Origin of the sequence: Nonlabens sp. Ci31, assembly GCF_012974865.1 — a bacterium.
Classification (GTDB): Bacteria; Bacteroidota; Bacteroidia; order Flavobacteriales; family Flavobacteriaceae; genus Nonlabens.
On record NZ_CP043633.1, the window covers coordinates 2,658,908 to 2,678,178 of the forward strand.

At 37.0% G+C, this 19,271-nt stretch carries 14 protein-coding genes; 2 read left to right on the forward strand and 12 right to left on the reverse strand.

What is annotated here, in order from left to right; all coding sequences use genetic code 11:
• Positions 1-629 precede the first annotated feature (629 nt).
• From F0365_RS11770 to F0365_RS11785, 4 genes are all read right to left on the reverse strand, one after another.
• Positions 630-2,360, reverse strand: a complete 1,731-nt coding sequence (locus F0365_RS11770; RefSeq protein ID WP_169933864.1) for a sodium:solute symporter — start codon at positions 2,358-2,360, stop codon at positions 630-632.
• A gap of 80 nt (positions 2,361-2,440) precedes the next feature.
• Positions 2,441-4,987, reverse strand: a complete 2,547-nt coding sequence (locus F0365_RS11775) for a PIG-L family deacetylase (RefSeq protein WP_169933865.1) — start codon at positions 4,985-4,987, stop codon at positions 2,441-2,443.
• 110 nt (positions 4,988-5,097) lie between these two features.
• A complete protein-coding gene (locus F0365_RS11780; protein ID WP_169933866.1) occupies positions 5,098-5,511 on the reverse strand; it encodes a hypothetical protein in 414 nt (137 codons plus the stop codon).
• Positions 5,512-5,702: 191 nt separating this feature from the next.
• On the reverse strand, positions 5,703-6,800 hold the full coding sequence (locus F0365_RS11785; protein ID WP_169933867.1) for a serine hydrolase domain-containing protein: 1,098 nt from the start codon (positions 6,798-6,800) through the stop codon (positions 5,703-5,705).
• A 125-nt stretch (positions 6,801-6,925) separates the two neighbouring features.
• Between F0365_RS11785 and F0365_RS11790 the strand changes: the two genes are divergently transcribed.
• Both F0365_RS11790 and F0365_RS11795 read left to right on the forward strand, forming a co-directional pair.
• On the forward strand, positions 6,926-10,432 hold the full coding sequence (locus tag F0365_RS11790) for a methylmalonyl-CoA mutase family protein (protein ID WP_169933868.1): 3,507 nt from the start codon (positions 6,926-6,928) through the stop codon (positions 10,430-10,432).
• Between the two features lie 203 nt (positions 10,433-10,635).
• On the forward strand, positions 10,636-10,902 hold the full coding sequence (locus F0365_RS11795) for a T9SS type A sorting domain-containing protein (protein ID WP_169933869.1): 267 nt from the start codon (positions 10,636-10,638) through the stop codon (positions 10,900-10,902).
• Between the two features lie 181 nt (positions 10,903-11,083).
• Here the strand turns inward: F0365_RS11795 and crcB are convergent, their stop codons facing one another.
• The 8 genes from crcB to F0365_RS11835 all read right to left on the reverse strand — a co-directional run bounded on the left by crcB (position 11,084) and on the right by F0365_RS11835 (position 19,147).
• The gene (gene crcB / locus F0365_RS11800) at positions 11,084-11,455 is read right to left on the reverse strand and encodes a fluoride efflux transporter CrcB (protein ID WP_169933870.1); all 372 of its coding nucleotides are present in this window, start codon (positions 11,453-11,455) and stop codon (positions 11,084-11,086) included.
• Complete coding sequence (locus F0365_RS11805; protein WP_169933871.1) at positions 11,456-12,478, reverse strand: SRPBCC family protein; 1,023 nt, start codon at positions 12,476-12,478, stop codon at positions 11,456-11,458.
• A gap of 383 nt (positions 12,479-12,861) precedes the next feature.
• On the reverse strand, positions 12,862-13,488 hold the full coding sequence (locus tag F0365_RS11810) for a response regulator transcription factor (RefSeq protein WP_169933872.1): 627 nt from the start codon (positions 13,486-13,488) through the stop codon (positions 12,862-12,864).
• The gene (locus tag F0365_RS11815; RefSeq protein ID WP_169933873.1) at positions 13,466-15,226 is read right to left on the reverse strand and encodes a sensor histidine kinase; all 1,761 of its coding nucleotides are present in this window, start codon (positions 15,224-15,226) and stop codon (positions 13,466-13,468) included. Before F0365_RS11815 ends, F0365_RS11810 begins: the two co-directional genes overlap by 23 nt.
• 48 nt (positions 15,227-15,274) lie before the next feature.
• Positions 15,275-15,916 carry a hypothetical protein gene (locus F0365_RS11820; protein ID WP_169933874.1) on the reverse strand — a complete coding sequence of 214 codons (642 nt, stop codon included), beginning with the start codon at positions 15,914-15,916 and terminating at the stop codon, positions 15,275-15,277.
• Between the two features lie 180 nt (positions 15,917-16,096).
• A complete protein-coding gene (locus F0365_RS11825; RefSeq protein ID WP_169933875.1) occupies positions 16,097-17,434 on the reverse strand; it encodes a M28 family peptidase in 1,338 nt (445 codons plus the stop codon).
• Between the two features lie 93 nt (positions 17,435-17,527).
• The gene (locus F0365_RS11830; protein ID WP_169933876.1) at positions 17,528-18,187 is read right to left on the reverse strand and encodes a hypothetical protein; all 660 of its coding nucleotides are present in this window, start codon (positions 18,185-18,187) and stop codon (positions 17,528-17,530) included.
• A gap of 138 nt (positions 18,188-18,325) precedes the next feature.
• The gene (locus tag F0365_RS11835) at positions 18,326-19,147 is read right to left on the reverse strand and encodes a mechanosensitive ion channel family protein (protein ID WP_169933877.1); all 822 of its coding nucleotides are present in this window, start codon (positions 19,145-19,147) and stop codon (positions 18,326-18,328) included.
• Positions 19,148-19,271 lie beyond the last annotated feature (124 nt).

Here is a 19,271-nt window from a genome sequence, read left to right on the forward strand (position 1 = left end):
AAAACCGTCTGTAATAGTTCCAGGCGGTTTTTTAATGGAAACCATTTTCTATTCTAATAAAAATTCCAATTAAATGTCCAAATGATATTGTTAAAGATCGAGACTAGCCCGAACAAACTAGCAAGTTCAATAGCAATGATGCGGTAATTTTCATTCTTTATAGAACTAGCAATTAAAACAGGAGTAAATAAATATATCAAACCCAAAAACATATTGATAATTTTCCTGGACCTACCCAAAGCTCTATTTATAGCAGATTCAGCTCCCACTTCAGGAAAATGTCAAAAACCCAAAGCACCAATTAATATACCTTGCTGCAAATCAGCAGCTGATTTCAGTCTGGTTTGATATGATGTGGTTTATTGTTCCTCAAAACTAAAATCACGTTCAAATGACTATTGTTTGCTTTGAAGAGGAGTCGCATAAGCTTTTGGTATGGATAGAGAAGATTGTTGTTGCCTACTTTTAAATAAGGTAGCAACTTCTCATATTTCTTTAGCCAGTTTTAATTCGAACTGCCCAAACAGGCGCAACCTATCATCTGGGTGTGTTTTTTATCTAATAATTTCCGAGCCGTAAAAAGAACCGTACTCTCTGAAGCCATCGTGGTAATAGTATTTGTTCATCCTCTAGCTCTTTTGAAATTCAAAAGGAATGCGATCTTCCTTATTTAATAAACTAAACAAAAAGGCCATTCCTATGGTTAAAAATGCTCCTAACGGATTCAACCATAGGAATGGAAGGATTTCAATACCTTCCACAAATTCATGTAAAATGGCACAAGTAGCAACAATGACTTGTGAAATACAAGCTGCTATAAAAACGGCTTGTCCTTTTATTCTTTTCAAGTAAAAAGCGACCAAGAAAATTCCTAAAATAGTTCCGTAAAAAATTGATCCTATAAAATTGACCAGTTGTATCAAGTTGTCAAATAAAGAAACAAAACTGGCAAAGAAGATAGCTATAAGGCCCCACATAAGCGTGAACCACTTGTTCATATTCACGTAATGATCATCGTCTTTTTCTTCCTTGCTGTATCTTTTATAGATATCTACAGCAGTCGTGGAACTTAAAGCATTTAATTCTGACGCTGTAGAACTCATTGCAGCACTTAATATAACTGCAAGCAATAAACCTATAAGCCCTTTAGGTAAATGATGCAATATAAAGTGTATAAATACAAAATCCTTATCGTTAGTTTCAATACCACTGTCTGCCTTTTCAATAAGGGTACGTGCCGTAGCTCTATTCATTTCTTCTTGAGATCTCAGATAATTCAAAGCCAATTCATAATTGACTATATCCTCAGAATTAGAGGCGTTTAGTGCCGTGGCATACTTTTTTTGAACCTCTTGTTTTTCTTTTAATATTTCTTCATGACTGGACTCAAGTCTGCTGTACTGACCAGCAAATTCGCTTTCTTTTACTGCTTTTTCTGCTGCAGGGTTGAAGTTTAACGGTGTGGAGTTGAATTGATAAAAAACAAAAACCATGACACCTACCAGGAGAATAAAAAACTGCATGGGTACTTTAAGCAGTCCATTAAATAGCAGTCCGATACGCATTTGTTTAACAGATTTCCCAGACAGATAGCGTTGTACCTGAGACTGATCAGTTCCAAAATAGCTCAACATTAAAAAAGTAGCTCCAAAAAGTGCGCTCCATACATTATAGCGATCATCTAAAGAGAAATTAAAGTCTAGAATTTGCATTTTGTCAGCACTTCCTGCCATGGTGAGTGCATTATCAAAATTGACGTTATCTGGCAATTGAGTAACGATAAGGACAAAGGCAGTTACCATCCCGGCCATGATGACAATCATTTGTTGCTTTTGAGTCACGTTAACGGCTTTAGTCCCACCAGAAACCGTATAAATGATGACAAGAATACCTATAATTATATTGAGGTATTTTAATTCCCAATCCAGTACGGCACTTAAAATGATAGCTGGGGCATAGATGGTAATTCCAGCGGCGAGACCACGTTGGATCAAAAATAGGATAGAGGCAAGAGATCTGGTTTTAAGGTCAAACCTTTTTTCTAGAAATTCGTAAGCAGTGTAGACTTTAAGTCTATGGTAAATAGGGATAAAAGTGATACAGATGATAATGACTGCGATGGGAAGTCCAAAATAGAATTGAACAAACTCCATTCCATCGGTATAGGCTTGTCCGGGAGTACTTAAAAAAGTAATGGCACTTGCTTGGGTAGCCATTACCGAAAGACCAACAGTCCACCAACGAGCGTCACCACCTTTGATGTATTCTTCACTGGTCTGTCTTCCTCGAGTTTTATAAACTCCGTAAAGTACTATAAAGGCAAGCGTACTGACGAGTATGAACCAATCAACTATTTCCATAAACCGAGCTTATAATATAAAACAATACGGCAAAAACAATATTTGCTAGAATAACCAGTGCATACACAAGCTTCCATTTTTTAGAGTTTTCCTTGGCCATCTTTGTTTTTAATTGGTTGATTTTCAACTCCTATACTGATTATATTTGCCAGTAATTTATAAGCTCCTGAAACTCCAGCAGGTAATTCTCTAAAAAGGCTCAACCCTGTATAAACAATATGTCCCTTGCCATATTCAGCAACGATCAGACTTCCTTTAGTCATTTGCTCATCCTTATCATTCATTCCTAAAATAGGAGTAAAAGCAGCATCCCATTTTTCTGGAAAATAAAGTCCGCGTTCCTGTACCCAACCTTCAAAATCTTTTGAGGTAATCGCATTAGGAGAGGACATGATCTTATGCTGAGGTTCTAATATGGTTACGGTAGCATTTTCATCAGTTACTCGCTTTCGCGAAAGCGTAATAGGTAAAGGTCCCAATGCATCTGTACTAATTCTACGACTTGTATTGTACTGCATCATCAAAGTACCTCCATTTTTCACATAACTATCCAAACGATTTTGTAGTGCAGCCATAGCGTCTTCTGCTACATTATATGCTCTAATTCCTACTACTACGGCGTCGTATTTAGAAAGATCATCTGGCACTTCGCTTGGTTCAAATTTGAATACTTTACCACCTATAGCTTCAATCGCTTGAGCGACATCATCTCCAGCACCATTGATATATGCAACAGTTTGAGCACGATTGATAAGACCAGGTTTTACTACTTGAGACTGGTTATCTCTAACCAACTGTTGATTAGGAATATGGTCGTAATCGATCTTAATCACTTCCTGTTTAAAAGTCTGTGTACCTATCTTAACTAATCCAGAAATGATGCCTCTCGAAGCAGTTTTAGGTGGTTGTAATTTAAAGGTATAGGTTTTTTCCTCTCCTTTTTCTAAACCTTTAAAATTAAAATCTATAGGAGTAATGCTCCAGTCATCTGGATAACACAACTCTAAGCTGCCCTCAGGTAGTTTTTTATTAGCCTTAATGGTGACTTGAACAGGTTGTGTGGTATTTCCAGAGAATACGTATACTGGATTTTCTATGCTTACAGCAACTTCTGGAACGATATGAAATGGTTCATTCACCTCTCCACGTACAGGGTCAGTGCGCTTGTGAATGATGGGAATTTCTCTGTATAATCGCGTTCCCTGTATTTCTATAAAGGTTCTAACTATAAATTCAGGACCTGTTTCAGGTTTTCCAGTAAGACTTCTATTTTGAAATTGATACATTCCTAAAGTGCCTTTTTCTTTTAAGTAATAAGGAGTGCTCGCTTCGTAATATGGAGGAATTTTTAAGGTAGCTTGTATCGTTTTAGTATCGTTTTGATTTAGGCGAAGTTCCTTTTCTTCTATTTGAATCAGTTGGTTCGGTAGAAGACTTACTTTAAAGTTTTCCTTGGACCTGTTCGTTAATTCTATACGTACCGTTAAAGACTCTCCAGCAGTTGCTGTAGATGTATTCACACTTGCTTCCAGATAAATACCTGCCATATCAAGAACTATCTGATCGAGTTCATCTAGTTTGATTTTTTTCCAGTGTTGGTCTTTTAGTTGTTCCATTTGAGCTCGCATTTCTAATAGTGAAGGAATGCTCGCCGTTGGATTCTTGAAATCGTAGTTGGCTATGATAGAGTTGAGTAAGGTCTGTATGCTACTGCCACCTTTTACACGAGTCCAAGTGGTGTTTATCCCAGAAAATAAATCAGACTTATCCGTAGGGAAAGAGCCTTTCAGATACTCTAGATATTCTGTTTGTGAACCTCTAGAACCAGAACTTCCAAAGCCTTGAGATTTGTGATTGCTTCTACTTAATGCAGCTATCTCGCTGTTAGATAATCCTTTGTATGGATAATAAGTTCCAGCATCTAGTTCTAGAAGATTGGTCTTATCGGCCTTTTCAAAAGCCTCTTCACTTCCATAAAACCACCAACTGGTATTAAAGAATATACGTTGTGTTTGCCAGGTGTCGAGTTCTTTTAACTGATTGGCATAAATAGTTTTATTTGCTGCAAAATCAAAAACTTTCATACTCAACATGGCGCTGCTGGTATGATGTCCGTGTGTTGATCCAGGAGTGCGATGGTCAAATCTATTAATAATTACATCTGGTTGAAACTCTCTGATAATACGTACCATATCTTCCATCACTTCCTGCTGGTTCCATATTTGTAACGTTTCATCAGGATGTTTGGAATAGCCAAAATCATTGGCACGTGTAAAAAATTGCTGCCCACCATCGGTATTTCTGGCTTCTAATAACTCTTGAGTTCTTATCATTCCCAATTGTTCCCGCAACTGTGGCCCTATAAGGTTTTGACCACCATCACCACGAGTGAGTGATAGGTATCCGGTACGCGCCATTTTATCATTAGCAAGCCAAGAAATAAGCCGTGTATTTTCATCATCAGGATGCGCAGCCACGTAAAGTGCTGTTCCCAAAAAGCCCAATTTCTGGATTTGATGATAAATTTCGGCCGTATTAGGCTGTTTTTGAGCAAGCCTATTTTCTTGAGCAACAGCTGTTGACACAAGGAAAAGGGCCATTATAGAGGTAAAAAAACGATTCTTCATATCGTCTGTGAAGATAGAATTTTCAAATCTTAAAATTTTGTGAAGTTTTTACAGCTCCTCGACGTACGATTAACTACCATTTTTTGCGGTAATATTACTAAAGTTGAAACCTATATAAAATACTCTAAGGCTAGATTTACTATTTTTCCTAATATAGTATTCCGAATAATTTTTAATTTTGATTGAAACTGTTTAGTTATCCAATGCTTTATTTTCTTTTTAAGAATCTTGATTTTATTGAGTTTTTTAGCCTTTTCAATTATCGAACTCTCTTCCTCCATTACAACAATTAAATTCTTTAATTTATCATGTCCGTTTTTCCATGAGATATCATAGGATCCAGGATAGTAATATAAAGGAAAGAATTTTATGGAGTCTAGTGTCTTATGGTATAAACTCTCATAACCATAAATTTGATTTATATACATTCGAGTTTTTTGTGTCAAGTAATCTAATTCTTTTAGATTTTTGGTTGGTAGCTGATTAGCTTGTTCAGCTAAGTTTTTGAGTAATAGAGTATTCATAAATTAAATTTTAAGGCATTTATTCGCCGCTACTCTTATAACGATTATACCTTAAAACTGTTTATCTTATTCTATCCAAATCAAGCGAAAAAAACGGTGTTTGAAGAATAAATATCAATGATAGTAAGGTCTAGGAAGAGCTTAAAAATATTTATAAATATGTTTTAATGGAGCAGGAGTTTAAGGTATTATCACTCCATCAAATCCATAATCTTTGCCCATATTTCATCATGAAATAAAATAGGAACAGGCTCCTGAGCTGAGGTATCGCCCATACGTATCACGACCATATCTAAACTAGGAACAACGTCTATAAATTGACCGTTTTTACCCAGAGCACTGAACATATCAGCCGGGCCAGATGGTGTTACTGACGATGGAACAACAGCTGTAGATCCAGGAAATACCACAGAATCCTTTCCGTTGAGCCACCATAGGTAACCATAAGACTGGTTGATAGATTGAGATGTAGTTGTCATAGCTCTAAAATATGCCGTATCTCCTAAAACTCTTGTGTCCTCCCAAATTCCTTCGTTTAAAGTCAATAAGCCAAAACGTGCGGCACTTCTCGCCGTACTGAAGTATACTTCGTTTAAACCGTTGGTGCTCAACCAAGATCCATCCATACCTATTTTATCTTGAATTGCTGTATTTGTGAATTGGTTATTAGTAACCCCGGTAGCATTTTCTAAAACCCTATGCAACAAGGTATAGGTCCCATTGTGGTAATACCATTGACCTCCAGCATCGGTTAAATAATTAAGACAAGCTGGCGCAGTGCAATCTGCATTCGGCACATTATAATCAATTCCCGTAGTAAAGGAGAGCTGGTTTTTAATGCTGATCAAATCTTCTTTGTTTGCTGTCATACCCGTCCAGCCAGTTCCTAAATAATCAGATGTTTTATCGTTGATATTTAAGCTGCCTTCCTCTTGTGCAATACCTATTAAAGTAGCCGTAAGCGATTTTCCGGCACTTGCCCAGTACCAATTGCTATTTGCAGTAAATGGATTTCCTTGTAAATCAGTATTCCAATAATTTTCTAAGACTATTTTCCCGTCGACCAGTATTATAAAAGCGCGAGTTTCATTTTGCTCAAGAAACATTTGAAGCTCAGTAACTTTTTGTGTATCCCAATCAAGTGTTGCAGGATTTGTAGTTTCCCAAGTAGTTCCTGTTAAGGGAGGGAAATAAGTTCCTTCTAGAGGAATAAAAACGTTGTCATCAGTAGAGTTACAAGCTGATAATAAAACTAATATCAACATCAATAAATAAGTAGAATACTTCATAATCAAAATTTTCATTTCACAAGAATAAGCTTTTGACGATAAATAAATGTAAAAGTTTAATTATGCTGTATCAAACTCCGTTATCGATTTCGTAAATTTGCATTCCATAAAATGAGAAGTTCATAATGCAAGATCAAACACCCTATATTCCCGTAAATAAAGTACGTATCGTAACGGCTGCCAGCCTTTTTGACGGTCATGATGCTGCGATTAATATCATGCGACGCATCATACAATCTACCGGTTGTGAAGTGATTCATTTGGGTCACGATAGAAGCGTAGAAGAAGTGGTGAACACTGCTATTCAAGAAGATGCAAACGGTATAGCTCTAACTTCTTATCAAGGTGGTCACAATGAGTATTTTAAATACATGCGTGATTTATTGGTAGAAAAAGGCGCTGGGCACATCAAGATTTTTGGTGGTGGTGGTGGCGTGATTCTCCCATCAGAAATTAAAGAACTGATGGATTATGGCATTACTCGTATCTATGCACCAGATGATGGACGCGCTATGGGATTGCAGGGAATGATCAATGATTTGGTGCAGCAATGTGATGTTGCTGTTCCCGCTTTCGCGAAAGCGAAATTAAACGGAGAACTACTCGTAAATCATGTTCCTACCATAGCAAGATTGATCTCTCTAGCCGAAAATAGGCATGAAGATTTTGTAAAACACTTTGCACAAGCAGAGAAAACAGAAAAACAAGCGCCAGTACTAGGGATAACAGGGACTGGTGGCTCTGGAAAATCATCCTTAGTAGACGAATTGATCCGTAGATTTTTAGTCGATTTCCCAGATAAAAATATAGGGGTTGTATCAGTAGATCCATCAAAACGTAAAACTGGTGGCGCACTTTTAGGAGACAGAATACGCATGAATGCCATCAATAACGATCGCGTTTACATGAGGTCACTAGCAACGAGAAGGTCCAACCTGGCGCTTTCTAAACATGTGCAAGAAGCGGTGGACGTTTTAAAAGCAGCCAACTATGATTTAATTATTTTAGAAACCAGCGGAATAGGGCAGAGCGACACAGAAATTCTAGACCACAGCGATGTTTCTTTATATGTAATGACACCAGAATTTGGTGCGGCGACACAGTTGGAAAAAATTGACATGCTGGACTTTGCTGATGTGGTAGCGATTAATAAATTTGACAAGCGCGGTTCTTTAGACGCACTACGAGATGTAAAAAAACAATACCAGCGCAATCATAATTTATGGCATGACGATCCCAGCACACTTCCAGTTTACGGAACGATTGCTAGCCAGTTCAATGATCCTGGAATGAATGCTTTGTACGAGGTATTAATGGCTGAGGTTACTAAGAAAACAGGTGTGGATTTAAGTTCTATAAATGAACTCAACAAAGCACAAAGTGAGAAGATATTTGTGATCCCACCATCGCGTACTCGTTATTTAAGTGAAATTGCCGAAAGCAACCGAGCCTACGATAACACGTCAGACGCACAATCTAAAGTGGCCCAGAAATTATATGGGGTTTATCAAACAATCAATACCTTACTAGACCAAAACGAGAATGCTAGTTCGAGCGAGAGTCGAGAACGTTTAATTACAGAAAAAGGATTAAATGAAGAATACATCATCTCACAAACACTTGCAGATGATGCAAATTTTATGGATCTCTTAATCGCTCAATTCGACAAATCATTAAAAGATCTCGATCCTTATAACTGGGAAGTTATAACGGGTTGGGATGAAAAAGTAAATAAGTACAAGCAACCCATTTATGAGTTTCAAGTACGTGATAAAGTCATCAAGATTGAAACACATACCGAATCACTTTCTCATAAGATGATTCCTAAAGTTGCTTTGCCTAAATACAGTGCTTGGGGCGATATCTTAAAATGGTGTTTGCAGGAAAATGTACCTGGTGAGTTCCCATATACTGCAGGATTGTATCCATTTAAAAGAACGGGAGAAGATCCTACTAGAATGTTTGCCGGTGAAGGTGGACCAGAACGTACGAACAAGCGATTCCATTACGTAAGTTTGGGAATGCCTGCAAAACGTTTGAGTACCGCTTTTGACAGTGTGACCTTATACGGTAACGATCCAGGATTGCGACCAGATGTTTATGGGAAAATCGGTAACGCTGGAGTGAGTATTTGCTGCTTGGATGATGCTAAAAAATTGTATTCTGGATTTGATTTGTCGCATGCTATGACATCGGTGTCTATGACCATTAATGGTCCTGCCCCTATGCTATTAGGATTCTTTATGAATGCCGCTATTGATCAAAATTGTGAACGATTCATTACTGAAAATGAATTAGGCGATCAAGTAGAGGCAAAGCTTAAAGAAGTTTATGACGATAATAAAGTAGAACGTCCTTCTTATTTAAACGCTGAAGGCGATAAAGTGTATTCTAAAAACGGTCAGGTAGATGTCAGCAAATTACCTGAAGGAAATGATGGTTTAGGTTTGATGCTTTTAGGTCTTACAGGAGATCAAATCCTTGAACCAACAGACTATGCCCGTATCAAAGCCGAAACACTCGCACAGGTACGTGGAACTGTACAAGCTGATATCTTAAAGGAAGACCAAGCACAAAACACGTGTATTTTCTCAACCGAATTTGCCCTTAGATTAATGGGTGATGTACAGCAGTATTTTATTGAAGAAAAAGTACGTAACTTTTATAGTGTGTCCATCTCTGGATATCACATTGCAGAGGCAGGAGCAAACCCGATTACGCAATTGGCTTTTACACTAGCAAACGGATTCACTTATGTAGAATACTACTTGAGCCGCGGTATGGATATCAACAAATTTGGTCCTAACCTAAGTTTCTTCTTTTCCAACGGTGTCGATCCAGAGTATTCTGTTATCGGTCGTGTGGCTAGAAAAATTTGGTCTAAAGCGTTAAAGCATAAATACGGAGCCAATTCTCGTGCACAAATGTTGAAATACCACATTCAAACCAGTGGTCGCTCCCTACATGCACAAGAGATAGATTTTAATGATATACGTACCACGTTACAAGCGCTTTATGCAATTAACGACAACTGTAATTCACTGCATACCAATGCTTATGACGAAGCCATTACCACACCTACAGAAGAATCTGTAAGACGTGCTATGGCGATTCAGCTCATTATCAATAAAGAATTGGGATTGGCTAAAAATGAGAATCCTATTCAAGGAGCTTTTATTATAGAAGAGTTAACCGATATGGTAGAAACGGCTGTCCTAGAAGAATTTGATCGCATTACAGAGCGGGGTGGCGTTTTAGGCGCGATGGAAACCATGTACCAGCGCAGTATGATTCAAGAAGAATCCATGCACTACGAGATGTTAAAACACACAGGCGAATTTCCAATCATAGGGGTGAATACCTTCCTAAGTTCCAAAGGAAGTCCAACTGTTTTACCTGCTGAGGTGATTAGAGCAACGGAAGAAGAGAAGCAAGCTCAAATTGCAACTAAGAATAATTTACATGCCGCTCACGCGAAAGCGCAACAAGAACAACTTTCTAGAATCCAAGATGCAGCTGTGCAACAAGGCAATATTTTTGAGCATTTGATGGAAGCGACAAAGATTTGTACACTAGGACAGATCACAGAGGCGTTGTTTGAAGTAGGTGGGCAATACCGCCGAAACATGTAAGCAGGCTCTTTGTTTTACCAAGTAAACCGGTAGAGATCGCTGATCCTGATACAGATTGGGATCTGAATCCTTCCAGGTTCCCTTTATTCTAAAAAGCGCAAATCGTAAGATTTGCGCTTTTTTGTTCTATGTTGTCGGTGCAAGTATGATGTCAGTTCGAGCGCAGTCTAGAACCATTACAGAAGAAAGAAACAATAAGGGTCATGACCACAGCAAGCACAGGAGAAGCAACAGACAGCAGCATCAGGCTTTATCCTAATCCCGCTCATAAGTTCATCAAGATCACGGCAAACAATCCTATAAAAAGCGTCAGCATCACAGAAATGCATGGTAGAATGATTTCGCAAACGCAGTTTACAGGAATTTCTAACGAGCAGCGTGTGGAATTAGCACAACTGGTTTCTGGTATTTACTTTGTGACTGTTAAAAGTGACGTAGGAGAGAAGGTGGAGAAGTTGATCGTGCACTAGATTTTTCAAAGTTGGAACTTGATTCAAAAGCTTTTCCTTGTAGAGAGGTTTTATTTTTTCCGCTTTCGCGAAAGCGGAATTAGTATACATAGTATCCTGCGGTACTTGGAACTATATGGAGGTAAGAAAACTACATTTATATGGAAAACAAAAACCTTATATTTTAGTTAGATAAAGGGGTTTAGGCTATCCATTTTTCTACCATCAAGTAGCTCAGTCCAGCTGCAATAATTCCTAATACGACACTCAATACGAGGTATAGAATGGCAGAATAATAAGCGTTGTTTTTAAGCAATAAGAAAAGCTCTGCACTAAAGGTGGAAAAAGTAGTTAGACCGCCACAAAAACCGACTCCTAGTAAAATATACCAATGATGAGCGAGTTGTTCTTTTTGATAAGCTGCTAGAAAGCCACCTAATAATAAGCATCCCAAAATGTTGACGCTAATGGTAGGGATCCATTTAAGACTGGTACTATTTTCTATAAGAGAAAAATAAAATCGCAGACTGCTGCCTAAGCCACCGCCTAAAAAAACAAGTAATAATGCTTTCATTTATTGAATAGGTAAGTATATTTCTGTCAGATAATCGGCTGGATTAGGAGTTAGCATCGGGTCTGTTTTATAAATTTCATAAGGTGCTTCTTCAGATCTTAACAATCCGTTTTGATCAATAAACTCTTCCCCTTTTTTCCTAGCTTCATCGATGTTGCTATAAGCTCCTTTCAAAGTCACCTTTACCGCTTTCCCAGGTTCCTGATAGCTACACAATATGTTGCTATCGGTAGCGGTGATTTCTCTATTTTGAACGGGTATTGCTGCAGAAAAAATCATATTATCGTTAAAGGTGTTTATTTTCTCATAGATAATACGAGGCATGCCGTACATATCTATTTTGTTGCGCTGCATATAGGACATGATGTTTTGAAGCATTTGAGTCTTTAATTCTTGAAAGTTTTCTTTTTTTGAACTAGAGGACATATATAAGAAATAACCGCCCCCAGTTTCTATGATACCGTCTACGTATGATGAATTTACGGTCATACTTTTTGTCACCACATCATCTAAATTTTCAAGGCCATTTTTATATTTAGGCTTGATTTCTTCTTCCATTTTAATACCGAAAATCGTTGCTATAGCCTTGTCTACAAGGCCTTGCTCGCCTTTCATATTCCAAGTCACTTGAGTGCCATTTTCTACTTGTTCTAAACCTATTACCACATCACTATTAGAACTGGTGATGCCGTTATCGTAAAACATATTCATTGTCAAGGATTTATTGGGTTCCACACCTGTGATGGTCACTTTCCCATTTCCATTGTCATCAGTAAAAGAATAATTCCCATCTACACCTTGGGTTTGTGTTCCCATAGTCGAAGTAATTTCTTCCTCTTTTAGCCATGGATTCCAGTTCTCCCATTGTTTAAAATCCTCTATTTGCTTGTATATCACAGAGGCTGGTGCATCTATGACGCGAGTTTGGGTAATATCGTATTTACCGTCTTTAAGTGAAAAATATACAGCACCTCCAATGGTAAAGATGAGTAGTAGAATGATAATGTATTTGATAGCTTTCATTTCTAATGACTTTTAGCATATCAAATATACAATTATTGCCTATCATAGGTCTCTTTTAAAGTATAACAGTAACAAGGAAGAAGGAACGATTCGCTATTGCATTTGAGAAAATGTTTAAGGAGTGTATACTATAGCAGAAGCTAAACTGAAAATAGGTGTAAAATAAAAACTGCCAGAAGTATCTGACAGTTTTTTGAGAAAGTCATTGTGAAATGAACTTTCTTCCCCTAAAATGTTGATATGTTAAGGTTGGCTAAATCCATATTGGAGTGGTAAATTTAAGTTAGTTATAAGGTTAATAAAATACCCTATGGAGGGTATATCTCGTTAAATCATAGGTCAAATGCCAATTTGAGAAGTAAATTCAAGAGGGTCACTGTATTTTATTTATAATACTTATACTGTGATAATGCATAGCGCATTAACTCTCCTTTTCCTTGAAGTCCTAGTTTCTGAATCATATTCTTGCGGTGTTTTGCAATGGTGCTTACCGCAGTAAAGCGTTCTGCGGCGATTTCAGAGGAGCTTTTTCCTTGAGCGATTAATTTGAGTATCTCGCGCTCACTAGGCGAAAGAATGGTTTTAGTTTTTGATTTTTCAAAGTTTTCTATGGATGCCAGATCAATAGAGGGATCAAAATAGCGCTCTCCACCGTGAACACTTATAATAGCTTTCCGAACTTCTTCTAATGATCTTCTTTTTAAAATATAGCCTTGCGCACCAGCTTTAATCATGTCTTTAATGGCTTCTTCATTTTCAAACATAGAAAAAGCGATGACTTTCACATCAGGGTAATTTTTGATGACTTTATCACACAATTCTACTCCGTTCATACGTGGCATACTAACATCCGTAAGCAACACATCAGGTTTTTTATGAATCAATAGTTCTAGTAGTTCCTTACCGTCTTTTGCTTTTCCGATAATTTTTATTTCTTCATCAAATTGAAATAACAATTCCAATCCATCCATCAGAGACTCGTGGTCTTCAGCTATTAGTAGGTTGATCATAATATGGAATATCTATGTTTATGGTAGTGCCTCTTCCCAGATGAGAATCTATTTCAAAACTCCCCTCTAGATGTTCAATGCGTTTTTCAATACTATGTAAACCCATACCGTCATTTTCTATTAGATGAGTGGCGTTAAACCCTATACCATTATCTTCTACCATAATATTAAGGTTATCTTCATAGGAAGTGAGATTAACGAAACATTCTGTGGCTTTAGCATGTTTTACTACGTTACTCAATAATTCTTGTACGGTTCTAAAAATGACAAGTTCTAAACTGCTTTCTAATTTTTTATCAAGTCCGTGATGTATCACATTTACATGTAACTCACCACTGCTTGATATTTTATACGCTAATGATTCTACAGAGGGAATAAGACCTTTACTAGCTAACACGCCGTTGTTCCTTGTATGGGACATGGATCTTATAGTTTCATAGGTGTCATCCAGTATTTTTTCAGTACGGTAATATACTTCTAGACCTTGTTTATCCTTTACGTTGGACTTCAGGTTTTCAAAATATAATTTTACGGTGGTCAAGGAACTTCCCAGGTGGTCATGGAGTTCTTCAGCCAGTTTTTTTCGTTCTTTTTCCTGACCGGATATCATTGCATCTATAGTGGCCAGTTCTTGGTTTTTTAGAACCGCATCTGCTCGTCTTTTTTCTAATTCGTGTTCTTTTTGGGCCAGTAGTTTTCTCTTGCGTTGATTGTTGTAGAATAATCCACTTAGGAGCAATAAAGCTATTGCTGCTGTGGTAATAAAGTAAATAGTGGAAAGTCTCTTTTGACTTTTAGTTTCAGAGATTAAAAGATTTTTTTCTTTTTCTGCTGTTTGATACTTGGTTTCCAATTCTTGAATAACACTCATCAATTGGTTGGGTTCTAATTCATCCCTTAATGTATTCAACTCTGCATAACTTTTAGATGCCTCTTCAAAATCTCCATTATTAGCATAAGAAGTGGCTATGTTTTCAATAAATATCAAGCGAGTAGATTTCGACTCTTTGGTAAGTTCCAGCTCTAGTGCTTTATTGAAATGGTTTATGGCATTGGGATAATCTTCCAGCTGGTTGTACAATTGACCGAAATTATTATAAAGATATGCGAGCTCGTCAATGTCGTTATTCTTTTTTAGCAACTCTTCTTTTTGTTTGTAATAATGGAAAGTGCTATCGTAATTACCGTTGAGGTAATGAGCTACTCCTATATTAGACAAATTTTTTATGACAAGATCCTTTTTATTTTCTCTTCTAGCCAGTTGATCTATAGATTGAAATAAAAGTACGGCTTCCTGAAAATTTTTCTGATCGATCGCTATCAATGCTTTTTTACCATAACAGTAAATTTGCTTTTCAACATCATTTAATAAATTTGCTATGGAGCAATTTTCTGCTACAATTGCTTGTTTAGCTGTGGTAGGTTTTTGTAAAACACCTAAAACATCTAAGAGTAATTTATTAATATCAAATAAGGATTCTAAATCATTGATCGAAGAAAATATAGATTTTGCTTGAAGTGCATTGGAATAGGCTAGTTCGTGTTTATCTAAAGCTAAACACACTTTTGCAAAATCAAATTTTAAAAAGGCTTTTTCTTTATCATTAAAATTCAAAGAATCCATATGGATTAAAATATCATAAGCACTGCTAAAATCTTTATCTGCTAACAACTGTTTGACAGCATCACTCTTGGTATAGGACTGGCTCCATACGTTACTTGTCAATAGTAAAAACATTACGATTGAATAGAGAAGAGGTAAGGATTTAAATTTCAAAAGAATGGCTTAAGGTAGACTGCTAATGATCACTCCACCTGTTGAAGTAATATCATGAGCCTTTATTCCATCAAAACTTTTATGTTCCTTATGGGATCCTTCTTGGTGATCGTGAGAATTGTCGCAAGGTTTACTAGAATAACTGATAAGATCTGTTGTGTCAAATCGAAAAATTTTATCTTCCGATCCTTTATAAGTCAACCATTGTTGATCTAAATTAGCTAGGATCAACTCATTTGCTCCACCTTCTTTCTTACTATAAAAGTAAGTTAGATCTTGTGTTTCTGAGCAGTAATTAAGAGCTAATAGGTTTATAGATAGATCAGAAGTAGTAAGAAGACCGCTCTTAGCCACATAATGATCACCAGCAGCATTCAGTTCCCAATTGATTTGAAGCTTTACACCATATTGCTTATCGATAAGGTATTGGATGGAAGAATCTTCCTGATTCAATTTTAAGTCATACGCAACCATAGAAATGCCGCTAATTGGGTCATGTTTTAATGTAGACAATCTATCATGATCAACTTCTTTCGGACTCTTTTCTATAGAATCTTTTTCATTATCTAATGTCATACTCTTGTCTACCTTCTCTTTACAAGAAACAACAAGGATTAAAAATAAACTGAGAATGGATAATTTAAATTTCATAATAGTTTGATTTTCTAAAGTGAGTCAAAAATGCTTTTTATAAATGGAAATTGAAATACCCTTTACAGGGTATATTTTAATAGTTTCAACTCCTAAAGAAAGCACTATTTTAATCAAAAGCCAAAAAAAAAGCTCTTGGTGTTTAAAACCAAGAGCTTTAACAAGTTGAAAACTCAGTTTTTATCTAAAAACACCACTAGGAAAACTCACCATACTTTCTACACCATCTTTTCCAACCGCAGCTACTCCAAAAAACGAGTTGTCTATCACAATACCTTTTAAAGTAAACTCAGATATATCACCTACATAACGAGAGTGGTCCCAGGTAGGACTTGTAGTATCTCGCCAATAGATTTTATAACCCACCGCTTCTTTTACTTGGTCCCATTTTAATTTTACATCAGCTTCTACAATGCCGCCTATTCTTACATTTTGTGGTCGAGTAGGAGCCCAACCCAGTTGTGCAAGGTTGATGGCATTTACTGCTGTTAATTTTTTTGCATAAGGAAAGTTGACATGTTCCACCACATCTCCATAGTTGATGCCGTCTTCTGTTCTGATGTCTTGGTGCTGTTGTGTGTAATTTTCATGTGCTTCCATAATGCGTATTCCTGGAAATCCAAGGTCAGCAAAAGGTCTGTGGTGTCCACCACGGCCAAAACGGTCCAATCGATACACCATCATCGGTTTCATTTCAGGCATATAATGTGATACAGATTTGTGTATGTATCTGGCTAACTGTCTAGAAATTCCGTCTACTTCACCGCCATAGAAACGTCTTCCATTTCTTTGTCTTTCTGTTTCTGTAGGATCTGTAGGTTCTGAGAAAATCCTGAACTCGCGATTATCAGTCACTCCATCGACACCCGTTATATTTCCTATCATATCGTTGTTTAAAAAGCCTATGACATTCCATCCTTTTTTCTGAGCATATTCTGCAAGTCCCTTACCTCCGAAGAGTCCTTGTTCCTCACCACTTAATCCTACATAAACAATACTGTTTTTAAACTTGCGCTTACTCAATACCCTTGCTGCTTCAATAGTTCCTGCCATACCACTGGCATTATCGTTTGCTCCAGGAGCATCTGTAGTGAAATCCATGGTATCACTTGCTCGTGAATCAATGTCACCACTCATCATTACCATATGATTAGGGTTTTTAGAACCACGTTGAATAGCTACTACGTTTACCACCCAAGCATCCTTAGGAATACGACTTCCCATTTTTTTAGTCACATAATCTTTCTGATAAAACACTTCTAGACAGCCACCACAGTCTGCTGATATTTTATCAAACTCTGCTTTGATCCATCTTCTAGCAGCACCTATTCCTTTAGTATTAGAGATAGTATCTGAAAAGGTGTTTCTTGTTCCAAAGCCAGCCAGTTTTCTCACATCTTTTTCAATACGAGTTGCACTGACTTCATCAATGATGTTGTAAAGATCCATCTGGTGATCTGTAGGTACTTGTGCAATTGCATTAACGCTTAATAATAAGGCTATTATTATAATTCTCATAGTTAAAATTTTATTTAAAGATAGGATATGACTCGCTTTCGCGAAAGCGAGAATAAAAAAAAGCTGCTCCTATAAAACAACTCTGAATACTAGTTATTCTTCTATTTCGATGGTCACTTCCATTTCTGAAGCAGTGAAGTCGGCATTATTGATCCAGTAGTCTGAGGTAATAATTTCGTACTGATCGTTTTCTAAAGCTTTGAAATACCAGATGATATCTACAGCTTCATCAAATTCTTCTTCTCCTGCCAGCTGGTTTTTATACAAGCGTTTAAGTACCGCGTGGTCGGTAATAATAGGAGCGAGGCATTTAAGAGCAATAGCTTCGTCCATAAGGATATCAGTTTTATGATGAGGAACGAGTTTTACTTTTATAACGCTTGCTTTTGCATGCGGGAATTTTCCATTATATGCTTTGTAGAGCAATTCATTAATATCAAACAATCTGGAATGAAAGGAGATGTCAGAGTAATGTTCAGCAACATTTTCTTTGAGCATGTCGTGAGAAATTTGCTCTATTTGCCCTTCATTTAGTTCCTTTCCTAGTTGGTGTTGGAGTATAAGAGCAGCAGCTTCCTGAGGCTCAAAATCGGTAATTGCCATATAGAGCAATTCCTTAAGATCATTATCAGTGGCGTCTCCAGGATCGCCAAATTCAAAAAGGTCTAGTAATTCTATATAATCCTCATGCGACCATTTTCCATCAATTTCATTAATGGAGGACACGTCTAATAAGTTTACTTTGTATATCATAAATTCAAACTTTATAAAAGTCAAAGAAAGATAGCCGAACCTTTTCTGGCTTTTATTAAAATGATGATAAAATTACAAAACAAAAAAACCTACACTAGAAAAGAGCAGGTTTTGAATTTTTGCAATAGGGTTCTATAGTTATTCTTTTTTACGAATTTCTACTTGATGAGGATAAGGGATCTCAACGCCTATAGAATCGAGTGTAGGTTTAAAGTTTTGTTGCAAGTAAAAGTGGACGGTCCACATATCAGCTGGAAGGGTGTAGGGCCTCACTATAATATTTATAGAACTGCCAGCATTTTCGGAAACCTGAACTACAGGAGCTGGATCTTTAAGTACTAAAGGATGGTCTGTACATAGTTTTGTAAGTATTTCTAAGGTTTTAGGGATGTCTGCATCATAACTAACTCCTATCATAGTTTCACACCTTAAAATTCCTTCAGTATCAAAGTTGATAATATTACCATTGAGCAAGGGGCCGTTAGGAATAATGGCTGTTTTTCGATTAAACATCAGCACCTTGGTTTGCAGAATGTCAATTTCTTGAACTATTCCCGTAATACCTTGAACTTCCACGGTATCGCCTACCCTAAACGGTTTGAATAATAAAAGAAGGACACCGCCGGCAAAATTGGATAGCGATCCCTGCAAGGCAAGACCTATGGCAAGACCCATAGCAGCAAGCATTGCTGCAAAACCACTGGTTTCAATACCTAGAGTTCCTACAATGGCAACGATGAGTAGAATCCATAGCACCCAAGTCATGATATTAATAAAAAACTTTTGAAGCGTCATTTCATACTTACGAGCCTCCATAAACTTATTGGTTAACTTCACTGACCTACTGATAAGCCAGCCACCTATGATATATATCGCAAGCGCTTTCAGTACAGGGATTCCGTATTCTAGGATCAGTTCAAATCCTTTTTCTAAATTAAATTTATTGAGTAGTTCTTTCATAATGGGCAAAGTTAAATGAAGGTTGTACAATCCATGTTTAGGATTTATTAAGAATTAAATGTTTTAAAGTTATTCTCAATTCCAGCGCCACATTGAAACAATTTCAGTCTCCATTTATTTTTTG